This is a genomic window from Mycobacterium sp. 3519A (assembly GCF_900240945.1).
Lineage (GTDB): Bacteria > Actinomycetota > Actinomycetes > Mycobacteriales > Mycobacteriaceae > Mycobacterium.
Map to the genome: position 1 here is coordinate 2,029,753 of NZ_OESG01000014.1, position 23,009 is coordinate 2,052,761.

A 23,009-nucleotide genomic window follows, 5' to 3' on the forward strand; every position below is an offset into this window, starting at 1 on the left:
GGGATCGCTTTGACTGAACTCGATGCAGCACCTCTGCGCTCGGCGCCGGCGATCGCGCGACCGCCGGCGCGTCACCGTACCGGTTCGGATCTGTGGCGGTTGATGCCGTACCTGCTGCCGTATCGGGGGCGGTGGATCGCGATGGTGCTCGTCGCGATCTCCAGCCTCGTTGCCACCGTGGCCATTCCGCTGATGACCAAGGCCGTCATCGACGGGCCGGTGCGGCACCAGGATCAGCGCGGGCTGTGGGTGCTCGGCGCCGCCGCGATGGGTGTCGGCGTCTCGGAGGCGGTGCTGTGGTTCATCCGGCGCTGGCTGGTGGCGCGCGCCACCATGGGCGTCGAGGCCGATATCCGCAAGGACCTCTACGCCCGGCTGCAGATCCTGCCGATGTCGTTTCACGGTAGGTGGCAGTCCGGTCAGCTGCTGTCGCGAATCATGAACGACCTGAGCACCATTCGCCGATTCATGTCGTTCGGCATGGTGTTCCTGCTGCTGAACATCCTGCAGATCACCGTCGTGACGGCGATCCTGCTGGCGATGTACTGGCCGCTGGGTGTGGTCGTGCTGGTGTCGATCGTGCCGATCACGTTGACGGTGCTGCACTTTCAGCAGGCCTACACCCGGCTGTCGCGGTTGGCGCAGGACCAGTCCGGCCACGTCGCCACCCACGTCGAGGAGTCCGCGCTTGGGGTGCGGGTGGTCAAATCGTTCGGCCGTGAGGATTACGCCTACGACCGCTTCGACGAGCAACTGACCAACCTGTACGAGACGCAGGTCGGCCGGGTGTCGGTGTCCGCCAAGTTCTGGACGCTGCTGGAGGTCATCCCGAACCTGACATTGATCGTGGTGCTTGGCTTCGGCGCGTACGCCGCCGGGCACGGGTACGTCACCATGGGAACGCTCGTCGCGTTCATCACGATGATGCTGTCGCTGGTGTGGCCCATCGCATCGCTGGGCTTTCTGCTGTCGATGACGCAGGAGTCGTTCACCGCCGCCAACCGGATCGCCGAGATCTTCGACGCGCCACGGGAAATCACCGACGGCCCGGTCGCGCAGCCGCCGAAGGGCGGCAGGCTGGAACTCGTCGACGTCGGCTTCAGGTTCCCGGACTCGGAGGACTGGGCGCTCCGGCATGTGAATGCCACCGTGGAACCGGGGGAGACGTTGGCGCTGGTCGGCTCGACGGGGTCGGGCAAGTCGGTGCTGGCCTCGCTGTTGTCGCGGCTCTACGACGTCAACGAGGGCGCGATCCGCATCGACGGCCGCGACATCCGGGAGTTGAGCCTGCCCGCGCTGCGCCAAGCGGTGGCCACCGCATTCGAGGACCCGACGTTGTTCTCGATGTCGGTGGCTGAGAACCTGCGGCTTGGTAGGCCCGATGCGACGGATGCGCAGCTGGCGCAGGCCATCGAGGTGGCCGCCGCGCAGTTCGTCTATGACCTGCCGTTCGGGCTGGACACCCGCATCGGTGAGCAGGGCATGAGCCTGTCCGGCGGCCAGCGGCAGCGGCTGTCGCTGGCGCGGGCCATCCTCGCCGCACCCAGGATCCTGGTGCTCGACGACACGCTGTCCGCGCTGGACGTGCACACCGAGGCCGTCGTCGAGGAGGCGCTGCGCCGGGTGCTGCACCACGTGACGGGCATCGTGGTGGCGCACCGCGCGTCGACGGTGCTGCTGGCCGACAAGGTGGCGCTGCTGCAGGACGGCACCATCACCCACATCGGCACGCACGCGCAGCTGCTGGCCACCGTGCCGCAGTACCGCTACCTGCTGGCGGCCGACGACGAACTCGACGACCGCGCCGAGCGGGTCTGCGCATGGGAGGACGACGAAGAGCGAACGCGGCTGGAGCATCTGGTCGAAGAGCACGAGCCGCGTGATTACGTGTCGTTCGAGGCGGAACGCCGATGACGACCACCGAATGGCGGGGCCGGCTCACCGAGGAGCAGGACGACAACCTGCCCATCGACGAGAGCCTGCCGCGTCGCCGCGAGGCGCGTGCGCTGCTCGGTTCGCTGCTGCGCCCGTACCGGATGACCGTCGCGCTGCTTGCGCTCGTCGTTGTGGTGGAAAACGCTGCGCGCCTTTCGGTTCCGATCCTGGTGCAGCGCGGCATCGACCACGGCATTCCGCCGATCCTGTCCGGCGGTTCGGCGCACACGCTGATGGTCGTCGTCGCGGTGCTGTGCGGGGTGGTCGTGGTGCAGGCGACCAGTCGGATGTTCTTCCTGCAGCGCTCCGGCCGGATCGGGCAGAAGGTGCTGCTCGAGTTGCGGCGCCGGGTGTACCGGCACTTCCAGCGGCTGGACATCGCGTTTCACGAGCGGTACACCTCCGGTCGCGTGGTCAGCCGGTCCACCAACGACGTCGAGGCCATCCAGGACATGCTGGAGACCGGCTTCGACAGCCTGATCACCGCTGTGCTGACGCTGATCGGCACCGCCATTCTGCTTGTCACACTTGATGTTCGGCTCGGCTTGATGTGTTTGGCCGCGTTCCCGATCCTGGTGGCGCTGGTCTGGTGGTTCCGCAACGAGTCTGCCAAGACCTACCGCAGGGTGCGGGAAAGCGCCGCGCTGGTGATCGTGCAGTTCGTCGAGACGATGACCGGCATCAAGGCGGTGCAGGCCTACCGGCGTGAGCCGCGCAACCAGGAGATCTTCGAAGACATCGCCGACCGCTACAAGGCGGACAACGAGCGCACGTTCCGGCTGCTGGCGATCTTCATGCCTGGTGTGAAGTTGGTCGGCAACCTGACCACCGGCGTGGTGCTGCTGTATGGCGGCTACCGCGTGCTGCACGGCCAGATGACCATCGGCACGCTGGCGGCGTTCCTGCTGTATCTGCGGATGTTCTTCGAACCGATGCAGGAGATCTCGCAGTTCTTCAACACCTTCCAGTCGGCGTCGTCGGCGCTGGAGAAGCTGGCCGGGGTGCTGGCCGAGAAGCCGGGTATCAAGGAGCCTTCGCGTCCCGTCCCGCTCGGGAAGGTCCGCGGCGATGTCGAGTTCCGCGACGTGCAGTTCTCGTACGTGGCCGATAGGCCGGTGTTGCCCGACCTGAGCTTCACCGTGCCGGCTGGGCAGACCGTCGCGCTGGTCGGCACCACCGGCGCGGGCAAGACCACGATCGCCAAGCTCATCGCGCGGTTCTACGACCCGACGTCGGGCACCGTGACGTTGGATGGCATTGACCTGCGGGACATTTCGCAGAGCGAGTTGCGCCGCCACGTCGTGATGGTGACGCAGGAGAACTTCATGTTCGACGGCACCGTCGCCGACAACATCCGGTTCGGCCGTCCCGACGCCACCGACTCCGAAGTGGTGGCCGCCGCCGCGGCGGTGGGCGCAGACCGGTTCATCGATGCGCTGCCCGAGGGCTACGACACCGACGTCGCCAAGCGCGGCGGCAGGCTCTCGGCGGGGCAGCGGCAGTTGGTGGCCTTCGCGCGGGCGTTCCTCGCGGACCCGGCCGTGTTGATACTCGACGAGGCGACGTCGTCGCTGGACATCCCCAGCGAGCGGATGGTGCAGCGGGCGTTGGAGACCGTGCTGGCCGACCGCACCGCGCTGGTCATCGCGCACCGGCTGTCCACCGTGCAGGTCGCCGACCGGGTGTTGGTGCTCGACCACGGCCGCATCGTCGAAGACGGCGCGCCCGACGAGTTGATCGGCAGAACCGACGGCAGGTATGCCGCGCTGCATCGCGCGTGGGTGGAATCGCTGGCCTGACTCGGCCGTTGACTCTGCGGTTATGGCGTAAATGTGCGAGTGAGGGGCGCCGTGAGCGCAGCGTCAACGAAGATGGGCCCGTGGACGCACAGGACGAGCCCGAACCCGACCCGCCGCTGATCGTCGCCACCGGGTTGGGGGTGGACGGTGAACACGGGCCCTTGTTCTCCGGCGTCGATCTCTCGCTCACAGCGGGCTTCCACGCCATCCAGATGCCCGGCGGGCCCGAGCAGACCACGCTGCTGCTGACGCTCGCGGGCCGGTTCAAGCCCAGCCACGGCACGCTGACCGTGCTCGGCGACACGAAACCGCGAGCGATCCGTCGGCACTGCGCGATCGCGGCATTCGAAGACATCGACGACCTGGACGAGTCGGTCACCGTGCAGACCGTGCTCGCCGAGCAGCGGCGCTGGCTGGCGCCGTGGTACTCACGCGTGCCCATCGAGGCCGGCCAGGACGAAATGGACCTGGTGTTCGGCGACATCGACCCGCCTGCGCCCAAGACCTACATCGTCGAACTGTCCGACCTCGAACTGTTCCTGCTGCGAATCACGTTGGCGCTGCTGTCGAGACGGCCGATCCTTTTCGTCGGCGACCTCGAGCAGGTTCGCGACATCGCGCGCCGCGCGGTCGCCGTCGAACGGCTCGAAGCGATCGCCGAACGCTTCACCGTCGTCGTCGGCGTGACCAACCCGCTGCACAACCCGACCGGAGGTGACTGACCATGTTGGCAGGACTCGCATTCGGTTCGGAGATAAAACGTTTCGCGCGCAACCGGCTGACCCGCGTGGCGATCGTCGTGCTGATGCTGTTGCCTCTGGTTTACGGTGCGCTCTACTTGTGGGCGTTCTGGAATCCGTTCGGTGAAGTGAACAAGATGCCGGTGGCACTGGTGAACTCGGACCGCGGCGCGGTGGTGTCCGGCCAGCACATCAACGCCGGTGAGCAGATCACCCAGAGCCTGACCGCCGATGGCGGCCTGGACTGGCATGTGGTGAACGACGCGCAGGCGCGCAGCGGGGTCGCCCACGGCGAGTACTACTTCATGGTCGAGTTGCCGCCCGACTTCAGCGAAGCCATCGCCTCAGCGACCACCGACCACCCCAGGCAGGCCAACCTGATCGCCGTGTTCAACGACGCCAACAACTACATCTCGTCCAGCATCGGCGCCACCGCGATGCAGGAGGTGCTCAACGCGGTGTCGACCCGGATCTCCGGACAGGCGGTCAATCACGTGCTGGCGACGATCGTTTCCTCCGGCGCCGGCATCAAACAGGCCGCCGACGGTGCCCGACAACTCGCCGACGGTGCGGCCAAGGTCGACGACGGCGCAGGGCAACTCGCGGCAGGCCTGGACACCGCGCGATCCGGTTCGGCGCAGGTGTCCTCCGGCGCCAGGCAGCTGTCCAACGGGATCATCCAGGCCACCGATCCGCTCGTCACAGCACTGGGCGACGTCACCGCCGCGCAGAACGCCGCGGCCACCACGATGTCGTCGGTCATCGATCAACTGTCCGCCAGCCCAGACCCGTTGGCCAACAACGCTGCAGCCACCTTACGCGGAGTCCGCGACCAACTCCGGGCGCACGAGTTCAGCCCGACCGCACAACAGCTCACCGACAAGCTGACGCAACTGCGCAGCGGGGTTCGGCAGCTCGCGTCGGGCAGCGCGCAACTGGCCAGCGGCATCGTCCAACTCGACAACGGTGCGCAGCAGCTGAAAACCGGTACTGCACAGCTGCGCTCGGGCTCGTCCGAGCTGGCGACCAAACTCGGCGACGGTGCCAAGCAGGTGCCCAATTGGACCACCCGGCAGCAGGACGCGATCGCCGACACCATCGGCGGTCCGGTGAACTTGCAGACCACCCATGAGAACGCCGCGCCCAACTTCGGCACCGGGATGGCGCCGTTCTTCCTCACGCTCGCGTTGTTCTTCGGCGCGCTGGTGCTGTGGATGGTGTTGCGGCCGTTGCAGAACCGGGCCATCGCCGCCGAGGTGCTGGCCCTGCGCGTGGTGCTTGCCAGCTACCTGCCCGCCGTCGCTATCGGGGTGATCCAGGCGGGCATCCTGTACTGCGTGGTGCGATTCGCACTCGGCATGCAGGCCGCGCATCCCGTCGCGATGTTCGGGTTCATGGTGCTGATCTCGTGCTCGTTCGTCGCGGCCACCCAGGCCATCAACGCGCTCGTCGGCCCCGCCGTCGGGCGAGTGCTCATCATGGCGCTGCTCATGCTGCAGCTGGTCAGCGCGGGCGGCATGTATCCGGTGCAGACCACGTCGCGGCCCTTCCAGATACTGCACACCTACGACCCGATGGCCTACGGCGTCAACGGACTTCGCCAACTGATCCTCGGCGGCATCGACTACCGACTGTGGCAGGCGATCATCGTGTTGGGCAGCGTGTGGGCCGTCGCACTGCTGATCTCATCGCTGTCGGCGCGCCGCAACCGACTGTGGAACCTCGACCGGCTGCTGCCCGCGATCAAGGTGTGAGCAGCGTTTCCAGTTTGTCGTTGATCGCGGGCAACTGCGACGTCAGCACCGAGATGATCTTCTCGCGGGCCCGTTCGCTGACGCCCGCCGACACGTGGTGCAGCACGTTGAGTCGCGCCTTGTCGACCCATGCCATCATGTCCGGGTCAGAGAACCACTGCAGCTGGTTCTTGTTGAACGCCAGCATCATTCGCAGCCAGTCGGTGGGAACCCGCGGATAGGGCACAGGCCCGCAGTACGCGTTGCGGGTGTCGTCGTCGGGATACGTCGCCTCGACATGCCCGATCACCGCGGCGCTGAAAGCCGGCTGGCACGTCCGCACAGCCTGCAGCGAAATGTGGTCGCCGTCGAACACCGGTACCGGCTCCCGTTGAGCGAAACCGTCTGCGCTGCAATCGATGTACAGTGCGGACCCGTCGACGTCCACCGTCCCGCCCTCGAGCGTGACGCGGCCTTCTTCGATGGCCTCGACGTGCCCCATCCGCACGACGTCATCGATGCCCCTCAACTCCGAGAGTTCCGCCTGCGACAAGATCGCACACCGGTACATCGTCGGCTCAACCGACGTGTCGATGCGCATCAAGCAGCCCTTGGCCTCCAGCCGGTCGAACAGATCGGGTAGCGACTCGGCCTCGTGCACCGCGGCCAGTTGGCTGGAGAAGTCACGAAGCACCCGCTTGGCGAACTGCGAACCAGGTTGCACCGCAGCGCGATCCAGGATCCACGAGTCGCGCGGCTTGATCCACGTCAACCGCTGCGCCGCGACGCCGTGCTTGCGCAACCACAGGCACGCGTCCATCGCGGTCTTGCCCGCGCCGACGATCACGTAGCGCTCGCGGGCATCCCGGATCCGCGGCAGCGCGTTGGGCGGTACACAGTCGACGCCGTCGACGAAGTAGGACGGCGGCCGCATCGACGGCACCACGATCTCCACATGGCTGGTGACGACGCGACGCGCGACCACCTCGATGTCTTCACCGCCGAGCGTGCGGATCCGGCCGTCGCCGAGATACTCGCTCATCGGCAGATAGGTCACCCGGCCGGTCGGCAGCAAATGCTGGCGCATCACCGCGTCGAAGTACGCGCACACCTCGGCGCCGCTGGCCAGCTCGTAGTAGCCCGCGTTGAACCCGTCCTGATCGATGGTGTCGCTGCCGAGCTTGCGTGAGTTCACCCCGTAATAGGCCGACGGCTGGTGCAACCGCACGAACGGATAGGCCGTCGTCCAGTGCCCGCCCGGCTGGTCGTTGCGATCCACCACCACGACCGAGACGTCCGATTCGGCGACCAGGGTGTCGGTGAACGCGAGCCCCATCGCGCCCGCACCGACCACCAGGTAATCGGCCTCGATCGTCCGCCCCATCTAGCGCACGGTACTGAAGAACGCCGAGACGTCGTCGACGAATAGCTCAGGCTGCTCGAACGCCGCGAAGTGCCCGCCGCGCGGCATGTCGGTCCAGTGCGTGATGTTGTACTCGGTTTCGCACCATGACCGCGGTGCCCGGAGAAGCTCCTTCGGGAACGACGCGACGCCGGTGGGCAGTTCGACGCGTTTGCGTTTCGCCATGTCGAAGACCCGGAAGCTCTCCCAGTAAAGCCGGGCCGACGACGCCGCCGACGCGGTCAGCCAGTAGAGCATCACGTTGTCGAGCAACTCGTCACGCGTCAGCACGTTCTCCGGATGCCCGTCGGCGTCCGTCCACGACCAGAACTTCTCGATGATCCACGCCAGCTGCCCGACGGGGGAGTCGGTCAACCCGTAGCCCAGGGTCTGCGGCCGGGTGGACTGCTGTTTGGCGTAGCCGCTGTCCCATTGCTGGTAGTGGTCCATCCGCTCCAGCGCCCGCTTCTCGGCGTCAGTGGGGTTCGTCAGCTCGCCGCTGGGCCGGGCCAGCGGCATGTTCAGGTGAATGCCCGCGCAGCGTCCGCCGTTGCGGCCGATCTGCGTCGTCACCGCCGCGCCCCAGTCGCCGCCCTGGGCGCCATAGCGCTCATATCCGAGCCGGGTCATCAACGTTTCCCAGGCCTCCGCGATCTTCTCGACGCCCCAACCCGGTGCGGACGGCTTACCGGAGAACCCGTAGCCGGGCAGCGACGGGCACACCACGTCGAAACCCGCCGCCGTGAGCGGTTCGATGACCTTGTGGAACTCGACGACCGATCCCGGCCAGCCGTGGGTGATCAGTAGCGGAAACGCGTCCGCCTGCGGTGAGCGCTGGTGGATGAAATGAATGTCGAGACCGTCGATTTCGGTGGTGAACTGGTCGAACCGGTTCAGCGCGGTTTCGCGTGCGCGCCAGTCGTATTCGTTTGCCCAGTAGTCGGCCAATTCCCGGGTGTAGCTCAGCGGGATGCCCTGAGTCCAGTCGTCGACGCACTCGGCCTCCGGCCATCGGGTGCGGGCGAGCCTGTCCTTCAGATCGGCGAGGTCGGCGTCGGGTACGGAAATGCGAAAAGGATTGATCTGAGCCACTTACCGATCATGTCACGGCAGCAGTCGGGCGCGACGCGCCTTGGCCACCGCCTCGTGACGCGTGCGCGCGCCGAGCTTCGCTGTGGCGCTGCGCAGGTAACTCTTCACCGTCTCGGGCTTCAACGAAAGCCGTTGAGCCGCTTCAGCGTTGGTGCAGCCGAGAGCCACCTGCGCGAGCACGTCGAGTTCGCGCGCCGAGAGCGCGGCGGCCGGTACGGATCTGCCCCTGGCCAGCCGGTCGGCCAGCAGCCGCAGCTGGGCCTGCAGCGCGGGCGGCGACGACGGGTCAGCGGCCAGCTTGCGCAGCTGGGCGTGCACCTCGCGGACCTCCTCGCTGGCCGCGCCGCCCACCTGATGCGCGTCGCGCATCCGCAGTCGCCGGTCCACTTCGTCACGGATGGTCAACTCGCGGCTGAGCCGCCTGGCCGACGCGATCATCAGATCCGCGGTGCGGTCGCCGATCGGCGCCGCCGCCCGGTAGGCGCCGTAGAGCACCGCCCGCGACCGGCCGTCCACCACGACCGGGACCGCGACGATGGACCTGATGCCCTCCTGCAGCACCGGCCCGTCGTAGTGGTGGGTGATCGACGAGGCGCTGCGGTAGTCGGCCACCGACATCGGCCGGCGCGAGACCAGGGTGGCCCCGCCGAGGCCCGCGCTGGGCAGCACCGCGAGCCCGCGCATGCCCGCGGTGCGGGTGCCGAAGAACTCGGTGAGCAGCAGGGTGTCGTCGTGCACTTCACCGCCGAACAGCAGCGGCATGCCCGACTCGTCGGCGACCCGTCTCAGCTCGGCCCGCAACGCATCCGCGTCACGCGGGCGAAGTAGCGAAGAGCCGGTTCGCAATCGGAACACCCTCTTTCGGGGGTAGCGTGGGGCCAACTGTGACGTAGATCCTATCCGCCATGACGACCAACACCGACCTGTATCGCACCGCACGCGATCAGCTAGTTGACCTAATCGGCGACTATGACAAGGCCGTCGAGGCGTTCGCATGGCCCGCGCTCACCGGCACCTTCAACTGGGCGACCGACTGGTTCGACGTGATCGCCCGCGCAAACGACCGCACCGCACTGTGGATCGTCGAGGAGGGCGGCGACGAGCAGAAGGTCACGTTCGCGGAGATGGCCGACCGCTCGGACCGCGTCGCGACGTGGCTGGCCGGGTTGGGCGTCGGCAAGGGCGACCGGGTGATCCTGATGCTGGGCAACCAGGTCGAGTTGTGGGAGGCGATGCTGGCCGTCGCCAAGCTGGGCGCGGTGATCATGCCGACCACCGGGGCGTTGGGACCGGCTGACCTGGCCGACCGCATCACCCGCGGCGGCGCCCGGTTCGTCATCGCCAACGCGGCCGACGCCGCCAAGTTCGACGACGTCGCGGGCGACTACACGCGGATCGCCGTCGGCGCGCCGGTCGAGGGTTGGCATCACTACGCCGACGCCTACGACGTCGAATCGGCGGGGCCTTTCACCGCTTGCACGAACGTTGACGACTCGATGCTGATCTACTTCACTTCCGGGACGACGAGCAAGCCGAAGCTGGTGGAGCATTCGCACGTCAGCTATCCGGTGGGGCACCTGTCGACGATGGCGTGGATCGGGGTGCGGCCCGGCGATGTGCATCTGGCGATCAGTTCACCGGGTTGGGCCAAACACGCGTGGAGTTGCTTCTTCGCGCCGTGGATCGCCGAGGCGACCATCTTCGTCTACAACTACGGCCGGTTCGACGCCACCGCGCTGCTTGATCAGCTGCGGCGGGCGGAGGTCAACACGTTCTGTGCGCCACCGACCGTGTGGCGCATGCTGATTCAATCCGACCTCGGCGCGAAGCCGGCGGGTCTGCGCGAAATCCTCGGTGCCGGTGAGCCGCTCAACCCGGACGTCATCGCGCAGGTGGAGCGGGCGTGGGGGCTGACCATCCGCGACGGATTCGGTCAGACCGAGACCACGCTGCAGGTCGGCAACACGCCGGGTCAGCCGGTGAAGCCGGGTTCGATGGGGCGGCCGATGCCAGGCGTTCCGGTGGTGCTGATCGACCCGGTCACCGGCGAGTTGGCCGACGAGGGGGAGATCTGCCTTGACCTGCAACGCAATCCGGTCAACCTGATGACGGGTTACCTCGGTGACGAGAAGCGCAACGCGACGGTGATGGCGGGCGGCTACTACCACACGGGCGACGTGGCTGCGCGCGACGAGGACGGCTACATCACCTACATCGGCCGCACCGACGACGTGTTCAAGTCGTCGGACTACAAGGTGTCGCCGTTCGAACTGGAGAGCGTGTTGATCGAGCATCCCGCCGTGGTGGAGGCCGCGGTGGTGCCCCAGCCCGACGACACCAGGCTGTGCGTCCCCAAGGCGTACGTCTCGCTGGCCGAAGGCTGGGCGCCCAACGCCGAAACCGCGCGCCAGATCATGGAATACGCGCGCGACCACCTCGCGCCGTACCTGAAGGTGCGCCGCGTCGAGTTCCACGAACTGCCCAAGACGATCTCCGGCAAGATCCGCCGGGTCGAATTGCGCCGCCGCGAAGAGGCCGGCCAACCGATCGAGACCGAATTCCGCTACGAGGATCTGGTGAAATGAAGTCCTACGACGCAGGGCCGACCGACAGCCCGATCCTCGAGGAGACTATCGGAGCCAACTTCGAGCGCATCGCGGCCAGCTACCCGGACGGTGACGCGTTGGTCGACGCCGCACAGGGGTTGCGCTACACCTACGCCGAACTGAACGCCGAGATCGACGTCGTCGCACGGGGTTTGATGGCGATGGGCATCGAGAAGGGGGACCGGGTCGGCATCTGGGCGCCGAACTGCGCGCAGTGGACCATCACCCAGTACGCGCTGGCGAAGATCGGCGCCATCCTGGTCAACATCAATCCGGCGTACCGCACGCACGAACTCGGCTACGTGCTCAACCAGTCCGGTACGCGGATGCTGGTGGCCGCGACCTCGTTCAAGACCTCGGACTACGTCGCGATGGTCGACGAGGTGCGCCCCGATGCGCCACATCTGACCGAGGTGGTGTTCATCGGCACGCCCGGCTGGGACGCACTGCGGGCCGGGGCCGACGAGGTCAGCGCCGAGGCGTTGGCGCAGCGGATGGCCGGGCTGTCCAACACCGAACCGATCAACATTCAATACACCTCGGGCACAACGGGTTTCCCGAAGGGCGCGACGCTGTCGCACCGCAACATCCTGAACAACGGCTACTTCACCACCGAGTTGATCATGCTGGGGCCGGCCGACCGGCTGTGCATCCCGGTGCCGTTCTACCACTGCTTCGGCATGGTGATGGGCAATCTGGGGTGCACCAGCCACGGTGCCACGATGGTGATCCCGGCGCCGGGCTTCGATCCGGCGCTGACGTTGAACGCCGTCGAGCAGGAACGGTGCACCGCGCTGTACGGGGTGCCGACGATGTTCATCGCGATGCAGAATCATCCCGACTTCCCGGAGCGCGACGTGTCGTCGCTGCGCACCGGGATCATGGCGGGGTCGGTGTGCCCGGTCGAGGTGATGAAGCACTGCGTCAACGACATGAACATGTCCGAGGTGGCGATCGCCTACGGCATGACGGAGACGTCGCCGGTGAGTTGTCAGACGCGGATCGACGACGATCTGGAACGGCGGACGTCGTCGATCGGCCGGGCCCACCCGCACGTCGAGATCAAGATCGTCGACCCCGAGACGGGCGACGAGGTGGAGCGCGGCCAGCCCGGCGAGTTCTGCACGCGGGGCTACTCGGTGATGCTCGGATACTGGGATGAACCCGAAAAGACCGCCGAGGCAATTGATTCCGACGGCTGGATGCACACCGGGGATTTGGCGGTGATGCGGGACGACGGGTACTGCAACATCGTCGGCCGCATCAAGGACATGGTGATTCGCGGCGGCGAGAACGTCTACCCCCGCGAGATCGAGGAGTTCCTCTACACGCATCCCGACGTCGAGGATGCGCAGGTGATCGGCGTGCCCGACAAGAAGTACGGCGAGGAGATCTGCGCCTGGATCCGGATGAAGCCGGGCAGGCCGGCGCTCGACGCCGAGGCGGTCAAGGCGTTCGCGGCCGGGAAGCTGGCGCATTACAAGATCCCGCGGTATGTGCACATCGTCGGCGAGTTCCCGATGACGGTCACCGGCAAGGTGCGCAAGGTCCAGATGCGCGAAGAGACGGTTAGGCTCCTCGGCCTCTAGGTTTGCGCCGAAACGGCATTCCAGCACGCAAAGTACGAGAAGAAGCGTGCGGGGATGCAGTCTCGGCGACTTCAGGGCCGCCAGCCTCGCGAGACCATCGCATCCCGGGCCTGCCTGACGAGGTCCGCGTCGCGGTCCTCCTTGATGGCCCGCACGACGTGCCAACCCAGGGCCGCCAGCTTCGGCCATACCCGCAAATCCTTGACGTACTGCTCCCTGCTGGTCCGGTGTTGGTCGCCGTCGTACTCGGCGCCGACCATGAAGTCCTCCCAGCCCATGTCGATGGTGCGCACGTAGCGTCCGCACTCGTCGTATATGGCTATCTGCGTGGTGGGCTTCGGCAGACCCGCATCGATGAACAGCAACCGCAATCGTGTCTCCGGCGGCGACGCAGCACCACCATCGACGAGCGGCAACAGCGCCTTGAGTTTCGCGACGCCCCGCGCGCCTTTGTACCGCTTGGTGAGCAACATGACGTCCTCGATGGAGAACAGCGCGGCACGCATCAGCGCGTCGAGATGCGCAAGCGCCCGGCCGCGTGTGAAATATCTGCCGAGGTCGAATGCTGTGCGTGCGGGCGTCGCCACCCGAAGGCCGTTGACAAGTTCGGCCTCGTCATCAACGACGCGTTCGTTGCGACAGATGATGCCACGTGGCGGGTGGGTGCTATTCCATAGGAGCTCAATCGGGACGTCGTCGTCGATCCATTCCGCGCCATGCAACGCTGACGCGGCGACGCCGGTGATGATGCCGTTGCGCTTCGACCACAGCCAAGCGCCGACCGTTCTGTCGAGCAATGACGGATCCCTGCCTCGCTCACGATGCACATTCGGGTACATCGGTCGATACCAACGACGGAGTTCCCGTCGCGTCACGACGCCATTCACGACTGCTTCACTGCCGATAAAGACTTCCCCCATGGCCGCATACTGTCCGCGACCACCGACAAGCGCCGAGACTGCATCCCCGCACGCTTCTTCTCGTACTTTGCGTGCTGGAATGCCGTTTCGGCGCAAAACCTAGGCCAACAACGGGCTCAGCCGCGCGGCGTACTCCTGCAGTGTGCCCACCTGACGACGCAACAAGTCGGCCTGCTCGTCGCGGCCCGACATTGCCAGCGCCGCCACCAGCGCACCGGTCGCTGATCGCACCGGCACCGCTACGCACGCATAGCCCTCGCGCAACTCGCCGGTCTGCGCGGCCACCCCCTCAGCCCGGACAGCTTCGAGTTGCTCAGCCAACGCCGCACGCGACGTCACCGTGCGATCGGTAAGCGCCGCAAGCGGATTCACCAATAGGCTGTCCACATCACGCTTCTCGGCGAGCAGTAGCTTGCCGACGCCGCAGGCATGCAGATGCCGGTTCAGCACAGATTCGTCTGCGGGCGGCGGATATTCGCTGTCCGCATCGGCGATCCGGACCGCCGTGTTGGTGAAGTAGAACAAATGCACACCGAACCGGACCGACAGCCGCAACTCGCCGAGCACCTCACGTGCGGCGGTGCACACGATCGGCGACACCGCCGCGTCGATCAACACGCCCATCCGCGGCCCCAGCGAGAAGCCCGAAAGATCCGGCAGCCGAACCACATAACCATCGGCGACAAGCAGGTTCAACAGCCGATACGTGGTGGCTGACGGCATCGACAACTGCTCAGCGATCTCCTTGGCCGTCACCCCGACGCCCGCCCTGGCCACCTGCTCGAGCACCTGCAGGGCGCTCTGCACGGCCTTGGGCTGACGGCCCGACAATGATCCGTCCACGGGGCTCATCGCCGGACCTCCCACGGGTTGTAGTCGGCGAAGACGTCACCGGTGACCGTCTCGTCGAACACGCCGACACGATGCGCCAGGTCCGGAATGGTGCGTCTGCGCATCGCGAACACCGCCAACCCGACCGCGATCAGCGCCGCGTAGATCGCCGTGGCGATCCACACCGGCGAGTCGACGGTCAGCGCCGCCCAGACGATGATCGCCACCATCACCGCCGCCGTCATCAACCCGACAAGCAGCGGGGCGAGCGTCAATTCGCCGATGCGGCGCAGGAACGCAGGCGTCGCCAGACACACCAGCAGATACGCACCGACATAGCCGTGCGCCGACACCGCCAGCAGCCCGATCAGCACCTCGCGGCTCGACCCGACGACGAACAGGTACCCGACCGGCACCAAGACGATGAACGGCATCGCCGCGCACAACGCGATGTGCGGTGTGCGGAAACGCCGGTGGGCGTGGCCGACCCGTTCACTGACCACCCCTTCGCGGCCCATCGCGAACAGCGTCCGCGACAGCGCGGTCGTCGAACCGATGACGCACGCGAACCACGACGCGAGGATGCCGAGTTCCATCACAATCGACAGCGCCGTCGACCCCGTCCCCGCCGACGACGGCAGTGACAGCACGATCGGCGTCGACCCGATCCCCGCGCCGACCCCGCCGCGCGCCTGCATCGCCGCCGCGAACGTGTACAGCACGCCCAATGCCAACGGCGTCCACCGGATCGCGCGCGTGACCGTGACGAACGGGTTGCGGGCCTCACGGGCCACCGTGCCGGCGCTCTCGAATCCGACGTACGACGTGATGGCCAGCAGCAGCGCGAACCCGAGCGCCGAATGCGATTGCCCGCCACCAGTTCTGGGTGCGCCGACCACGACGGAGCCGGTGAACACGATGACGAGCACGACGGCGGCGACGACGATCGCGAACACCTCGATGGTCAGCGAGATGCGCGCCGACAACCTGATACCGCGAATCATCAGCAGCAGTGCCGCAGCACCCACCAGCACCGCCAGACATGCGGTGGTGAATCTGCCGTCGGGAATCCCCAGCCGGCCCAGCAGTGCGCCCAGATAGCTTGCGGCGCCGAGCGTGCTGGCCATCGCGGCGGCCGCATACCCGATCACCACCGACCAGCCCGCGACGATGCCGGGGACCGGGCCGAGCCCCTTGACGGTATAGCTGTACAACCCGCTGACCGCGACCATTCGCGTGGAGAACTGGCCGATGCAGTAGCCGACCGCCGCCATCAACAACGCCGTCACCACGAACACCACCAGCGGCCACCGGCCCGCCGCGGGGATCACAAGCGCGGGCAGGGTGACCATCACCGCCGACGGCGCCACCGCCGACACCGACTGCCCGAGCACCTGAGCGAACGACAGCTGCGCCCGCCGCAACCCCGACACAGGCGACGTGCTCCGCATGGCCCGACTCGCGCCCATCCGTCGGAAGGTAGTCCATCACCCATCCGGGGGCGGGCGATCGCAGGTAAATCCTGAAAATCTTCAAATGAGAATCCGCGGACGCCTCGCGGCCGAAAACCGCCACGAATCAAGCCCAACTGCGTATTCGGAGCGGCCCGAATGAGAATGCATCCGCCATTTCAAATGAGAATGGACCGGACCGAAATACCCATTCGAAATAAGTGGTGACGCGCACCACATCGGCGCGTAATCATGACCCGCATGACCACTCTGCTGAGCACCGATCTGGACCCGAGAACCGTCGACTTCATGTCGCGCCCGCGGCAGATGTACATCGACGGCCAGTGGGTCGACGCGCTGTCGGGCAAGCGGTTCGAGACGGTCGACCCCGCGACCGAACAGGTCATCACCACGGTGCCGCACAGTGGACCCGAGGACGTCGACAAAGCTGTGCGGGCGGCCAGGCGCGCCTTCGAGACCGGCCCGTGGCCGACGCTCACCCCCGCGCAACGGCAGCAGATCATCTGGCGCATCGCCGACGGCATCGCGAAACGCGCCGATCAGTTCGCCCAACTCGAGACCATCGACAACGGCAAGTCGGTGGCCGTCGCCAAGGCCGTCGACGTGACCTGGGCGGCCGAGATCTTCTACTACTACGCAGGCTGGGTCACCAAGATCGAGGGCCGCACCGTTCCGGTGTCGGTGCCGTGGGCGCCGGGTGCCCGCTTCCACGCGTTCACGCTGCGCGAACCGGTCGGCGTGTGCGCGCAGATCATCCCGTGGAACTTCCCGCTGGTGATGGCCGCGTTCAAGGTGGCGCCGGCGCTGGCATGCGGCAACACGGTGATCCTCAAGCCCGCCGAGCAGACGCCGCTGACCGCGCTGCTACTCGCCGAGGTGATCGCCGAGGCCGGCGTCCCGGACGGAGTTGTCAACGTGCTCACCGGATTCGGCGACATCGGCGCGGCGCTGTCGGCGCATCCCGACGTCGACAAGGTCGCGTTCACCGGTTCGACGGAGGTCGGCCGCAAGATCGTCAACGCCGCATCAGGCAACCTCAAGAAGGTCTCGCTGGAACTCGGCGGCAAGAGCCCGCAGGTTGTCTTCGCCGACGCCGACCTGGCTGCCGCGATCCCCGGCGCGGCCAGCGGCTTCCTGTTCAACCACGGCCAGACCTGCACCGCTGGCACCCGGCTGTTGGTCGAGGACCGCATCTTCGAGGAGTTCACGCAGGGCGTCGCCGAACTCGCCCGCGCGCAGAAGATCGGCCCCGGCCTCGACCCCACCAACGACATCGGCCCGCTGGTCTCGCGCGAGCAGCTCGCCAAGGTGACCGGATATCTCGACGCAGGCATCGGCGACGGCGCCCGCGCGCTGGCAGGCGGCGGCCGCCACGGCGACACCGGCTTCTACGTCCAACCCAGCCTGCTCGTTGACGTCCGGGAGGACTTCAGCGTCTACCGCGAGGAGATCTTCGGGCCCGTCGCGGTCGCGATCCCGTTCAACCGCGACGAGGGCGTGCGCGCCGCCGCCAACGACACCCCGTACGGGTTGGCCGCCAGCGTGTGGACCCGCGACGTGTCGACGGCCCACGAGGTCGCCGCCCAGATCAAGGCGGGCACGGTGTGGGTCAATTGCCACAACGCATTCGACACCGCGCTGCCATTCGGCGGCTACAAACAATCGGGCTGGGGCCGCGAACTCGGCGAAGGGGCGATCGCCGAATACACCCAGACGAAGGCCGTCAATATCGCCCTTTAACCGTCAAATGAGAATTCGACGCGAAGCCATTCTCATTTCACCGTTCCAAACCCATTCCCACGACGAAAGCTGACTGCCATGACAACCGATGCCCTCGCATCCGGAGCCGGGCTCCGCGAGCGTGAACCCCACCGATTGGCCGGGCGACTGGGTCCGGCCGCGATCGTCTTCATGGTCGTCGCGGCCGCTGCCCCGCTGACCGTCGTCGCGGGGACCTTCCCGATCGGGATCGCCGCAGGCAACGGCGCCGCCTACCCGGCGTCGTACGTGGTGTGCACCGCGATCCTGATCCTGTTCGCGGTCGGGTTCACCGCGATGGCCCGGCACGTGCCTGGCGCGGGCGCGTTCTACACCTACGTCGGTCACGGCCTCGGCAGGCATATGGGGCTGGGCGCCGCCTTCCTCGCGCTGCTGTCCTACACCGCGGTGCAAGGCGGTGTGTACGGCTATGTGGGCGCGGCCGTCAACGAACTCGTCACCTCGCACGGCGGGCCGTCGGTGCCGTGGTACCTCTACGCGCTGGCGATGATGGCCGTCGTCGCCACCCTCGGCTACCGGCACATCGAACTGTCCGGCAAGGTGCTCGGCGTCCTGTTGATCTGTGAGGTCGGCATCGTGATGGTGATCAACCTGTCGGTGATCGGCCACGGCGGAAACAACGGAATGTCAAGCGCTGCTTTTGATCCCGGCAAGTTCTTCTCGGGGGCGCCTGGCATCGCGCTGATCTTCGCACTCGCGGGCTACATCGGCTTCGAGGCCACCGCGGTGTTCCGCGACGAGGCCCGCGACCCGGCCCGCACCATCCCGCGTGCAACGTATCTGGCACTGCTGCTCATCGGTGGCTTCTACGCGCTGTCGAGTTGGGCGCTGGTCAGCGCATGGGGCGACGACGGTGCGGTGCAGATGGCTACGGACAACCCCGAGGGCATGTTGACCGAGACCGCGACCCGCTACGTCGGTTCCGTGGCCGGTGACCTGGTCCAGATTTTCCTGATCACCAGCCTGTTCGCCGCGTTGCTGTCATTCCACAATGTGCTTGCGCGGTACGTCTTTTCGCTCGGCAACACCGCGGCGCTGCCGTCGACGTGCGGTCGCAGCCACGCCAGGCACGCCTCACCGCACGTCGCCTCGGCGGTGCAGACCGTCTCGGCGCTGGTGCTGGTCGCGGTGTCCGCGCTGGCCGGTCTTGATCCGGTCACCCAGGTGTTCGCGTGGTTCGTCGGGATCTCGTCGGTCGGCATCATCGCGTTGATGACGCTGACGTCCGTCGCGGTCGTCGTGTACTTCCGGCGCAGCAAGGTCGACACCAGACCGTGGCACACCATGGTCGCGCCCGGACTCGGATTGCTCGGTCTGGCAGCGCTACTCGTGATGACCACTCTCAATTTGCCGCTGCTCGTGGGCGGCTCCAGCACCACGGCCGCCGTCCTCGGCGTCCTTCTGGTCGGCACCTTCGCGGGCGGCGCCGTACTCGCCGTGCTGCGTCCAACCGCCGGCCACCCGTCTATCGAAAAGGAGATCTCCCGATGAGCACCGCCACCATCGCTACCGTCGACCAGACCGCCCCCGCGGCACCGGATCACCCGCTGACGCCGCTGACCGCTGACGAGATCCGGGCAGTGCGCCGCATCGTCGACGCGCACGGCCTGCTCGGCGAGGACGTCCGGTTCGTCTACACCGCACTCGACGAACCGCACAAGGACACCGTGCTGGCATTCAAACCCGGTGACCCGATCGAACGACGCGCTCGAGTTCTGTTGCTGGACAGGGCGACCGGGCTCGGCACCGACCTCGTGGTTTCGGTCACCGGCGACCGCGTCGTCAATCAACAGTCGATCGACGCAGGGACCGAGGGCCACGTCCCGATCCTGGACCAGGAGTTCGAGGACATCGAAGCGTTCCTGCTCGAAAGCCCCGAATGGCTTGCAGCGATGCGCAAGCGCGACCTCAACCCGACCGATGTGCGCGCCGTCCCGTTGTCCGCAGGGGTGTTCGGGCACGAGGACGAGGTCGGCAGGCGCGTGGTGCGGGTGCTGGCGTTCTACCAGTACGACGCGGCCGACCTGCCGTGGGCGCACCCGATCGACGGCGTGGTCGCCTACGTCGACCTGACCGCGCGCCGTGTTACCAAGGTGATCGACGAACTCGACCTGCCGGTGCCCGCCGAACGCGGGGAGTGGAACGCCGAACCGCACGCGGTGCCTGCGCGCACCGACCTCAAGCCCATCGAGATCAGCCAGCCCGAAGGGCCGAGCTTCTCGGTCGATGGTAACCAAATCACCTGGGCGGATTGGACATTCAGGTTTGGTTTCGACATCCGTGAGGGATTGACGCTGCATCAGCTCGCGATCGACGGCCGCCCGGTGGTGTACCGCGCGTCGATTGCCGAGATGGTGGTGCCCTACGCCGACCCGTCACCGGTGCGGTACTGGCAGAACTACTTCGACCAGGGCGAGTACCTGTTCGGCCGCTACACGAACTCGCTGGAACTGGGCTGCGACTGCCTCGGCGAGATCAAGTACTTCGACGTGACGATCGCCGACGAACACGGTGAGCCGCGACTGCTGAAGAACGCGATCTGCCTGCACGAGGAGGACTTCGGCGTGCTGTGGAAGCACACCGACATGTTCAACGGCATGGCCGAGACCCGTCGGTCCCGCCGACTGGTGATCTCCTTCTTCCTGACCATCGGCAACTACGACTACGGCTTCTACTGGTATCTCTACCTCGACGGGACGATCCAACTCGAGGCCAAGGCGACCGGCATCGTGTTCACCTCGGCGTACCGCGGCCCCGACGGGTACGCCACGGAGATGGCGCCCGGCCTCGGCGCGCCGTTCCACCAGCACCTGTTCTCCGCGCGCCTGGACATGGCGGTCGACGGCAATGTCAACGTCGTCGAGGAGGTGGACGCGGTGCCGGTGCCGATCGGGCCGGACAACCCGTGGGGCAATGCGTTCCGCGCGCAGAAGACCAGGCTGACCCGTGAGTCGGAGGCCAAGCGGGTGGCCGACAACCTCAAGGCGCGGGTGTGGCACATCACCAACCCGACCAAGCAGAATCGGCTGGGCCAGGACGTGGGCTACGCGCTGTATCCCGAGGGTCAGCCGGTGCTGCTCGCCGACCCGTCCAGTTCGATCGCCCAGCGTGCCGCGTTCGCGACGAAGCACTTGTGGGTGACGCAATACGATCCGGCCGAACGGTATTCGGCGGGCCAGTTCGTCAACCAGCATCCCGGCGGAGCGGGCCTGCCCGCGTTCACCGCGGCCGACCGCAGCATCGACGGCGAGGACATCGTCGTGTGGCACACCTTCGGGTTGACGCACTTCCCGCGTCCGGAGGACTGGCCGGTGATGCCGGTGGACTACGCCGGCTTCAAGCTCAAGCCGCAGGGCTTCTTCGACCGGAATCCGGCGTTGAACGTTCCGGCTGCCCCGCGGGCCCATTGCTGCGAAGATTGACCTCAGCTGCGCCGAAACGGCATTCCAGCACGGAAAGTGCGAGAAAAGGCGTACCGGAATGCCGTTTCGGCGCAAAGGACGGATGAGTTTCGTCCGTTCGACGTGTCTGTACCCATATGAGGAGTGAGATGCTCACCGCCACGTCCGCCACCCTTGGGCGACGGGCGTGCGCGGTGCTGGCCCTGACGTCGGCGGGACTGCACGCCGCGATGTTGGGCCACGCGTCGAATGTGCTGGCGGCGGGCCTGCTGGCAGCGATGATCGTCGCCTGCGGGTTGTGCGCCCGCGACCTGTGGCTGCGCGGGTCGATCCGGGCGTGGTGCGTGGTCGGCCTGATGAACATCGCGATGATCGCGGTGCATCTGCCGATGCCCGCCCATCACCACGACATGCCGATGCCCGCCATGGGTCCGCAATCGACGGTGATGGGTCTGGCGACGGGCATCGCGGCGGTCGAGGCGGCTGTCGCGATGGCCGTGTTGTACTACCGCACCCGCGCGAACGCCGAACGGATCACCGGTTCGCCAGTCCGCTGAGCCGCCACGCCACCGCGCGCTGCGCCGCAGGAACTCGGCCCACCAGGCTGATCACGGCGTTGCGGATCGGCCGCACCGCCCGCGGCAGCGTCGCCAAACGCGTTAGCCTGTCGGTCATTTCGACGACCTGCTGGGCGATCGGACGCCGCGCGGCGCTGTAGGAGTCGAGCACGCGCTCGGGTGCGCCGTCGAGCACCGCGGCCAACGCCTCGGCCAGCGCGATGCCGTCCTGGATACCCAGGTTCATGCCCTGTCCTCCGGCGGGGCTGTGCACATGTGCGGCGTCGCCGGCCAGCAGCAGGCGTCCGGCCCGGTACGTGTCGGCGACCCGATGGTGGATCCGGAACCGCGAGCCCCAGACGACCTCGGTGACGACCATCCGCCCCGCGCCGAGTCCTCGCTCGTCGAGCAGTTGCTGGATGAACGCCGCCGACGGTTGCTCGGGGGCGTCGACGACCGGCGCGACGATGCGGAAGATGTCGCCAGGCAGCGGCGCCACCACCGTCATCCCCGCCGTGGCCCAGAACAGAATGACCTCGTCGGTCGGCGCTTCGCCGCGCAACCGGATATCGGCCAGCGCGAACGACTCCTGATATTCGCCGCCGTGAAAGCCGATGCCTGCCTGCTCGCGCACGATGCTGTGAATGCCGTCGGCGCCAACGAGATACCGTGCCCGGATCACCTCGCCGTCGTCGAACGTGGCGCTCACCCCGTCGGCATCCTGCGTCACCGCGGTCAGGGTCTTCGGCCGGATCACCGTGCCGCCCAGTTCGGTCAACCGATCGAGCAACAACCGCTCGGTCGTCGACTGCGGCACCATCAGCGAGTACGGGTACTCGGTCGGCAGCCCCGAGAAGTCGACGGGAATCAGCGTGCGCCGCCCGTCGCGGATCGTGAACCTCGGCGCCTGGATGCCTTCCTTCACCAACCTGCGGGACACGTCGAGGTCGTCGAGCACCTCCAGCGTGCGGGCATTGACCACCGCGGCGCGCGACGTGTTGGCGCCCGCAGCCTGACGGTCCACCACGATGGTGCGCACACCCTTCTTGACCAGCGACGCGGCCAACGCGAGCCCGCTGGGGCCTGCTCCTACGACGAGTACATCGGTGTCGGTCATTTCCTCTCCTTCGGTCGTATGCCAACGCTTGTTGGC

The 23,009-nt window shown here is 67.0% G+C and carries 17 protein-coding genes; 10 read left to right on the forward strand and 7 right to left on the reverse strand.

From position 1 onward, the window contains the following. Nucleotides 1–9 precede the first annotated feature (9 nt). The 4 genes from C1A30_RS31010 (at nt 10) to C1A30_RS31025 (ending at nt 6,228) form a co-directional block, all read left to right on the forward strand. Complete coding sequence (locus C1A30_RS31010; protein WP_101952052.1) at nt 10–1,914, forward strand: ABC transporter ATP-binding protein; 1,905 nt, start codon at nt 10–12, stop codon at nt 1,912–1,914. Next, entirely contained in the window at nt 1,911–3,734 is a 1,824-nt protein-coding gene (locus C1A30_RS31015; RefSeq protein ID WP_101952053.1) for an ABC transporter ATP-binding protein, read from the forward strand. The genes C1A30_RS31010 and C1A30_RS31015 overlap by 4 nt, the downstream gene beginning before the upstream one ends. Nucleotides 3,735–3,814: 80 nt before the next feature. Beyond that, nucleotides 3,815–4,456: a hypothetical protein gene (locus C1A30_RS31020; protein WP_101952054.1), complete on the forward strand. Its 642-nt coding sequence runs from the start codon at nt 3,815–3,817 to the stop codon at nt 4,454–4,456. Nucleotides 4,457–4,458: 2 nt separating this feature from the next. Further along, nucleotides 4,459–6,228 (forward strand): YhgE/Pip domain-containing protein, encoded by a 1,770-nt coding sequence (locus C1A30_RS31025; protein ID WP_101952055.1) that lies wholly within the window; start codon nt 4,459–4,461, stop codon nt 6,226–6,228. Here the strand turns inward: C1A30_RS31025 and C1A30_RS31030 are convergent. The 3 genes from C1A30_RS31030 to C1A30_RS31040 are packed head-to-tail and all read right to left on the reverse strand — an operon-like array spanning nt 6,218 to nt 9,547. Further along, nucleotides 6,218–7,591 carry an NAD(P)-binding protein gene (locus C1A30_RS31030; protein WP_101952056.1) on the reverse strand — a complete coding sequence of 458 codons (1,374 nt, stop codon included), beginning with the start codon at nt 7,589–7,591 and terminating at the stop codon, nt 6,218–6,220. The two genes, C1A30_RS31025 and C1A30_RS31030, sit on opposite strands and share 11 nt — an antisense overlap. Beyond that, nucleotides 7,592–8,701 carry an epoxide hydrolase family protein gene (locus tag C1A30_RS31035; RefSeq protein WP_101952057.1) on the reverse strand — a complete coding sequence of 370 codons (1,110 nt, stop codon included), beginning with the start codon at nt 8,699–8,701 and terminating at the stop codon, nt 7,592–7,594. 12 nt (nt 8,702–8,713) lie between these two features. Further along, on the reverse strand, nt 8,714–9,547 hold the full coding sequence (locus C1A30_RS31040; protein ID WP_235010277.1) for a LuxR C-terminal-related transcriptional regulator: 834 nt from the start codon (nt 9,545–9,547) through the stop codon (nt 8,714–8,716). 59 nt (nt 9,548–9,606) lie between these two features. Between C1A30_RS31040 and C1A30_RS31045 the strand changes: the two genes are divergently transcribed. Together C1A30_RS31045 and C1A30_RS31050 are read left to right on the forward strand one after the other, a co-directional pair. Then, on the forward strand, nt 9,607–11,286 hold the full coding sequence (locus C1A30_RS31045) for an AMP-binding protein (protein WP_101952058.1): 1,680 nt from the start codon (nt 9,607–9,609) through the stop codon (nt 11,284–11,286). Beyond that, on the forward strand, nt 11,283–12,896 hold the full coding sequence (locus C1A30_RS31050) for an AMP-binding protein (RefSeq protein ID WP_101952059.1): 1,614 nt from the start codon (nt 11,283–11,285) through the stop codon (nt 12,894–12,896). The genes C1A30_RS31045 and C1A30_RS31050 overlap by 4 nt, the downstream gene beginning before the upstream one ends. A 71-nt stretch (nt 12,897–12,967) precedes the next feature. Here C1A30_RS31050 and C1A30_RS31055 read toward each other — a convergent pair whose 3' ends face one another. From C1A30_RS31055 to C1A30_RS31065, 3 genes are all read right to left on the reverse strand, one after another. After that, nucleotides 12,968–13,693 (reverse strand): hypothetical protein, encoded by a 726-nt coding sequence (locus C1A30_RS31055; RefSeq protein ID WP_369974193.1) that lies wholly within the window; start codon nt 13,691–13,693, stop codon nt 12,968–12,970. Nucleotides 13,694–13,915: 222 nt separating this feature from the next. Next, nucleotides 13,916–14,668: an IclR family transcriptional regulator gene (locus tag C1A30_RS31060; RefSeq protein WP_101952060.1), complete on the reverse strand. Its 753-nt coding sequence runs from the start codon at nt 14,666–14,668 to the stop codon at nt 13,916–13,918. Further along, the gene (locus tag C1A30_RS31065; RefSeq protein ID WP_101952061.1) at nt 14,665–16,116 is read right to left on the reverse strand and encodes an APC family permease; all 1,452 of its coding nucleotides are present in this window, start codon (nt 16,114–16,116) and stop codon (nt 14,665–14,667) included. The genes C1A30_RS31060 and C1A30_RS31065 overlap by 4 nt, the downstream gene beginning before the upstream one ends. A gap of 243 nt (nt 16,117–16,359) precedes the next feature. On the opposite strand from C1A30_RS31065, the gene C1A30_RS31070 reads away from it, so the two are divergent. From C1A30_RS31070 to C1A30_RS31085, 4 genes are all read left to right on the forward strand, one after another. Beyond that, on the forward strand, nt 16,360–17,859 hold the full coding sequence (locus tag C1A30_RS31070; protein WP_101952062.1) for an aldehyde dehydrogenase family protein: 1,500 nt from the start codon (nt 16,360–16,362) through the stop codon (nt 17,857–17,859). A gap of 78 nt (nt 17,860–17,937) precedes the next feature. Then, complete coding sequence (locus C1A30_RS31075) at nt 17,938–19,389, forward strand: APC family permease (RefSeq protein WP_200828475.1); 1,452 nt, start codon at nt 17,938–17,940, stop codon at nt 19,387–19,389. Next, entirely contained in the window at nt 19,386–21,320 is a 1,935-nt protein-coding gene (locus tag C1A30_RS31080) for a primary-amine oxidase (protein WP_101952063.1), read from the forward strand. The genes C1A30_RS31075 and C1A30_RS31080 overlap by 4 nt, the downstream gene beginning before the upstream one ends. Nucleotides 21,321–21,448: 128 nt before the next feature. Next, nucleotides 21,449–21,856, forward strand: coding sequence for a hypothetical protein (locus tag C1A30_RS31085; protein WP_101952064.1), 408 nt, complete (start codon nt 21,449–21,451; stop codon nt 21,854–21,856). Here C1A30_RS31085 and C1A30_RS31090 read toward each other — a convergent pair. Next, on the reverse strand, nt 21,834–22,973 hold the full coding sequence (locus tag C1A30_RS31090; RefSeq protein ID WP_101952065.1) for an FAD-dependent oxidoreductase: 1,140 nt from the start codon (nt 22,971–22,973) through the stop codon (nt 21,834–21,836). The genes C1A30_RS31085 and C1A30_RS31090 overlap by 23 nt on opposite strands. Nucleotides 22,974–23,009 lie beyond the last annotated feature (36 nt).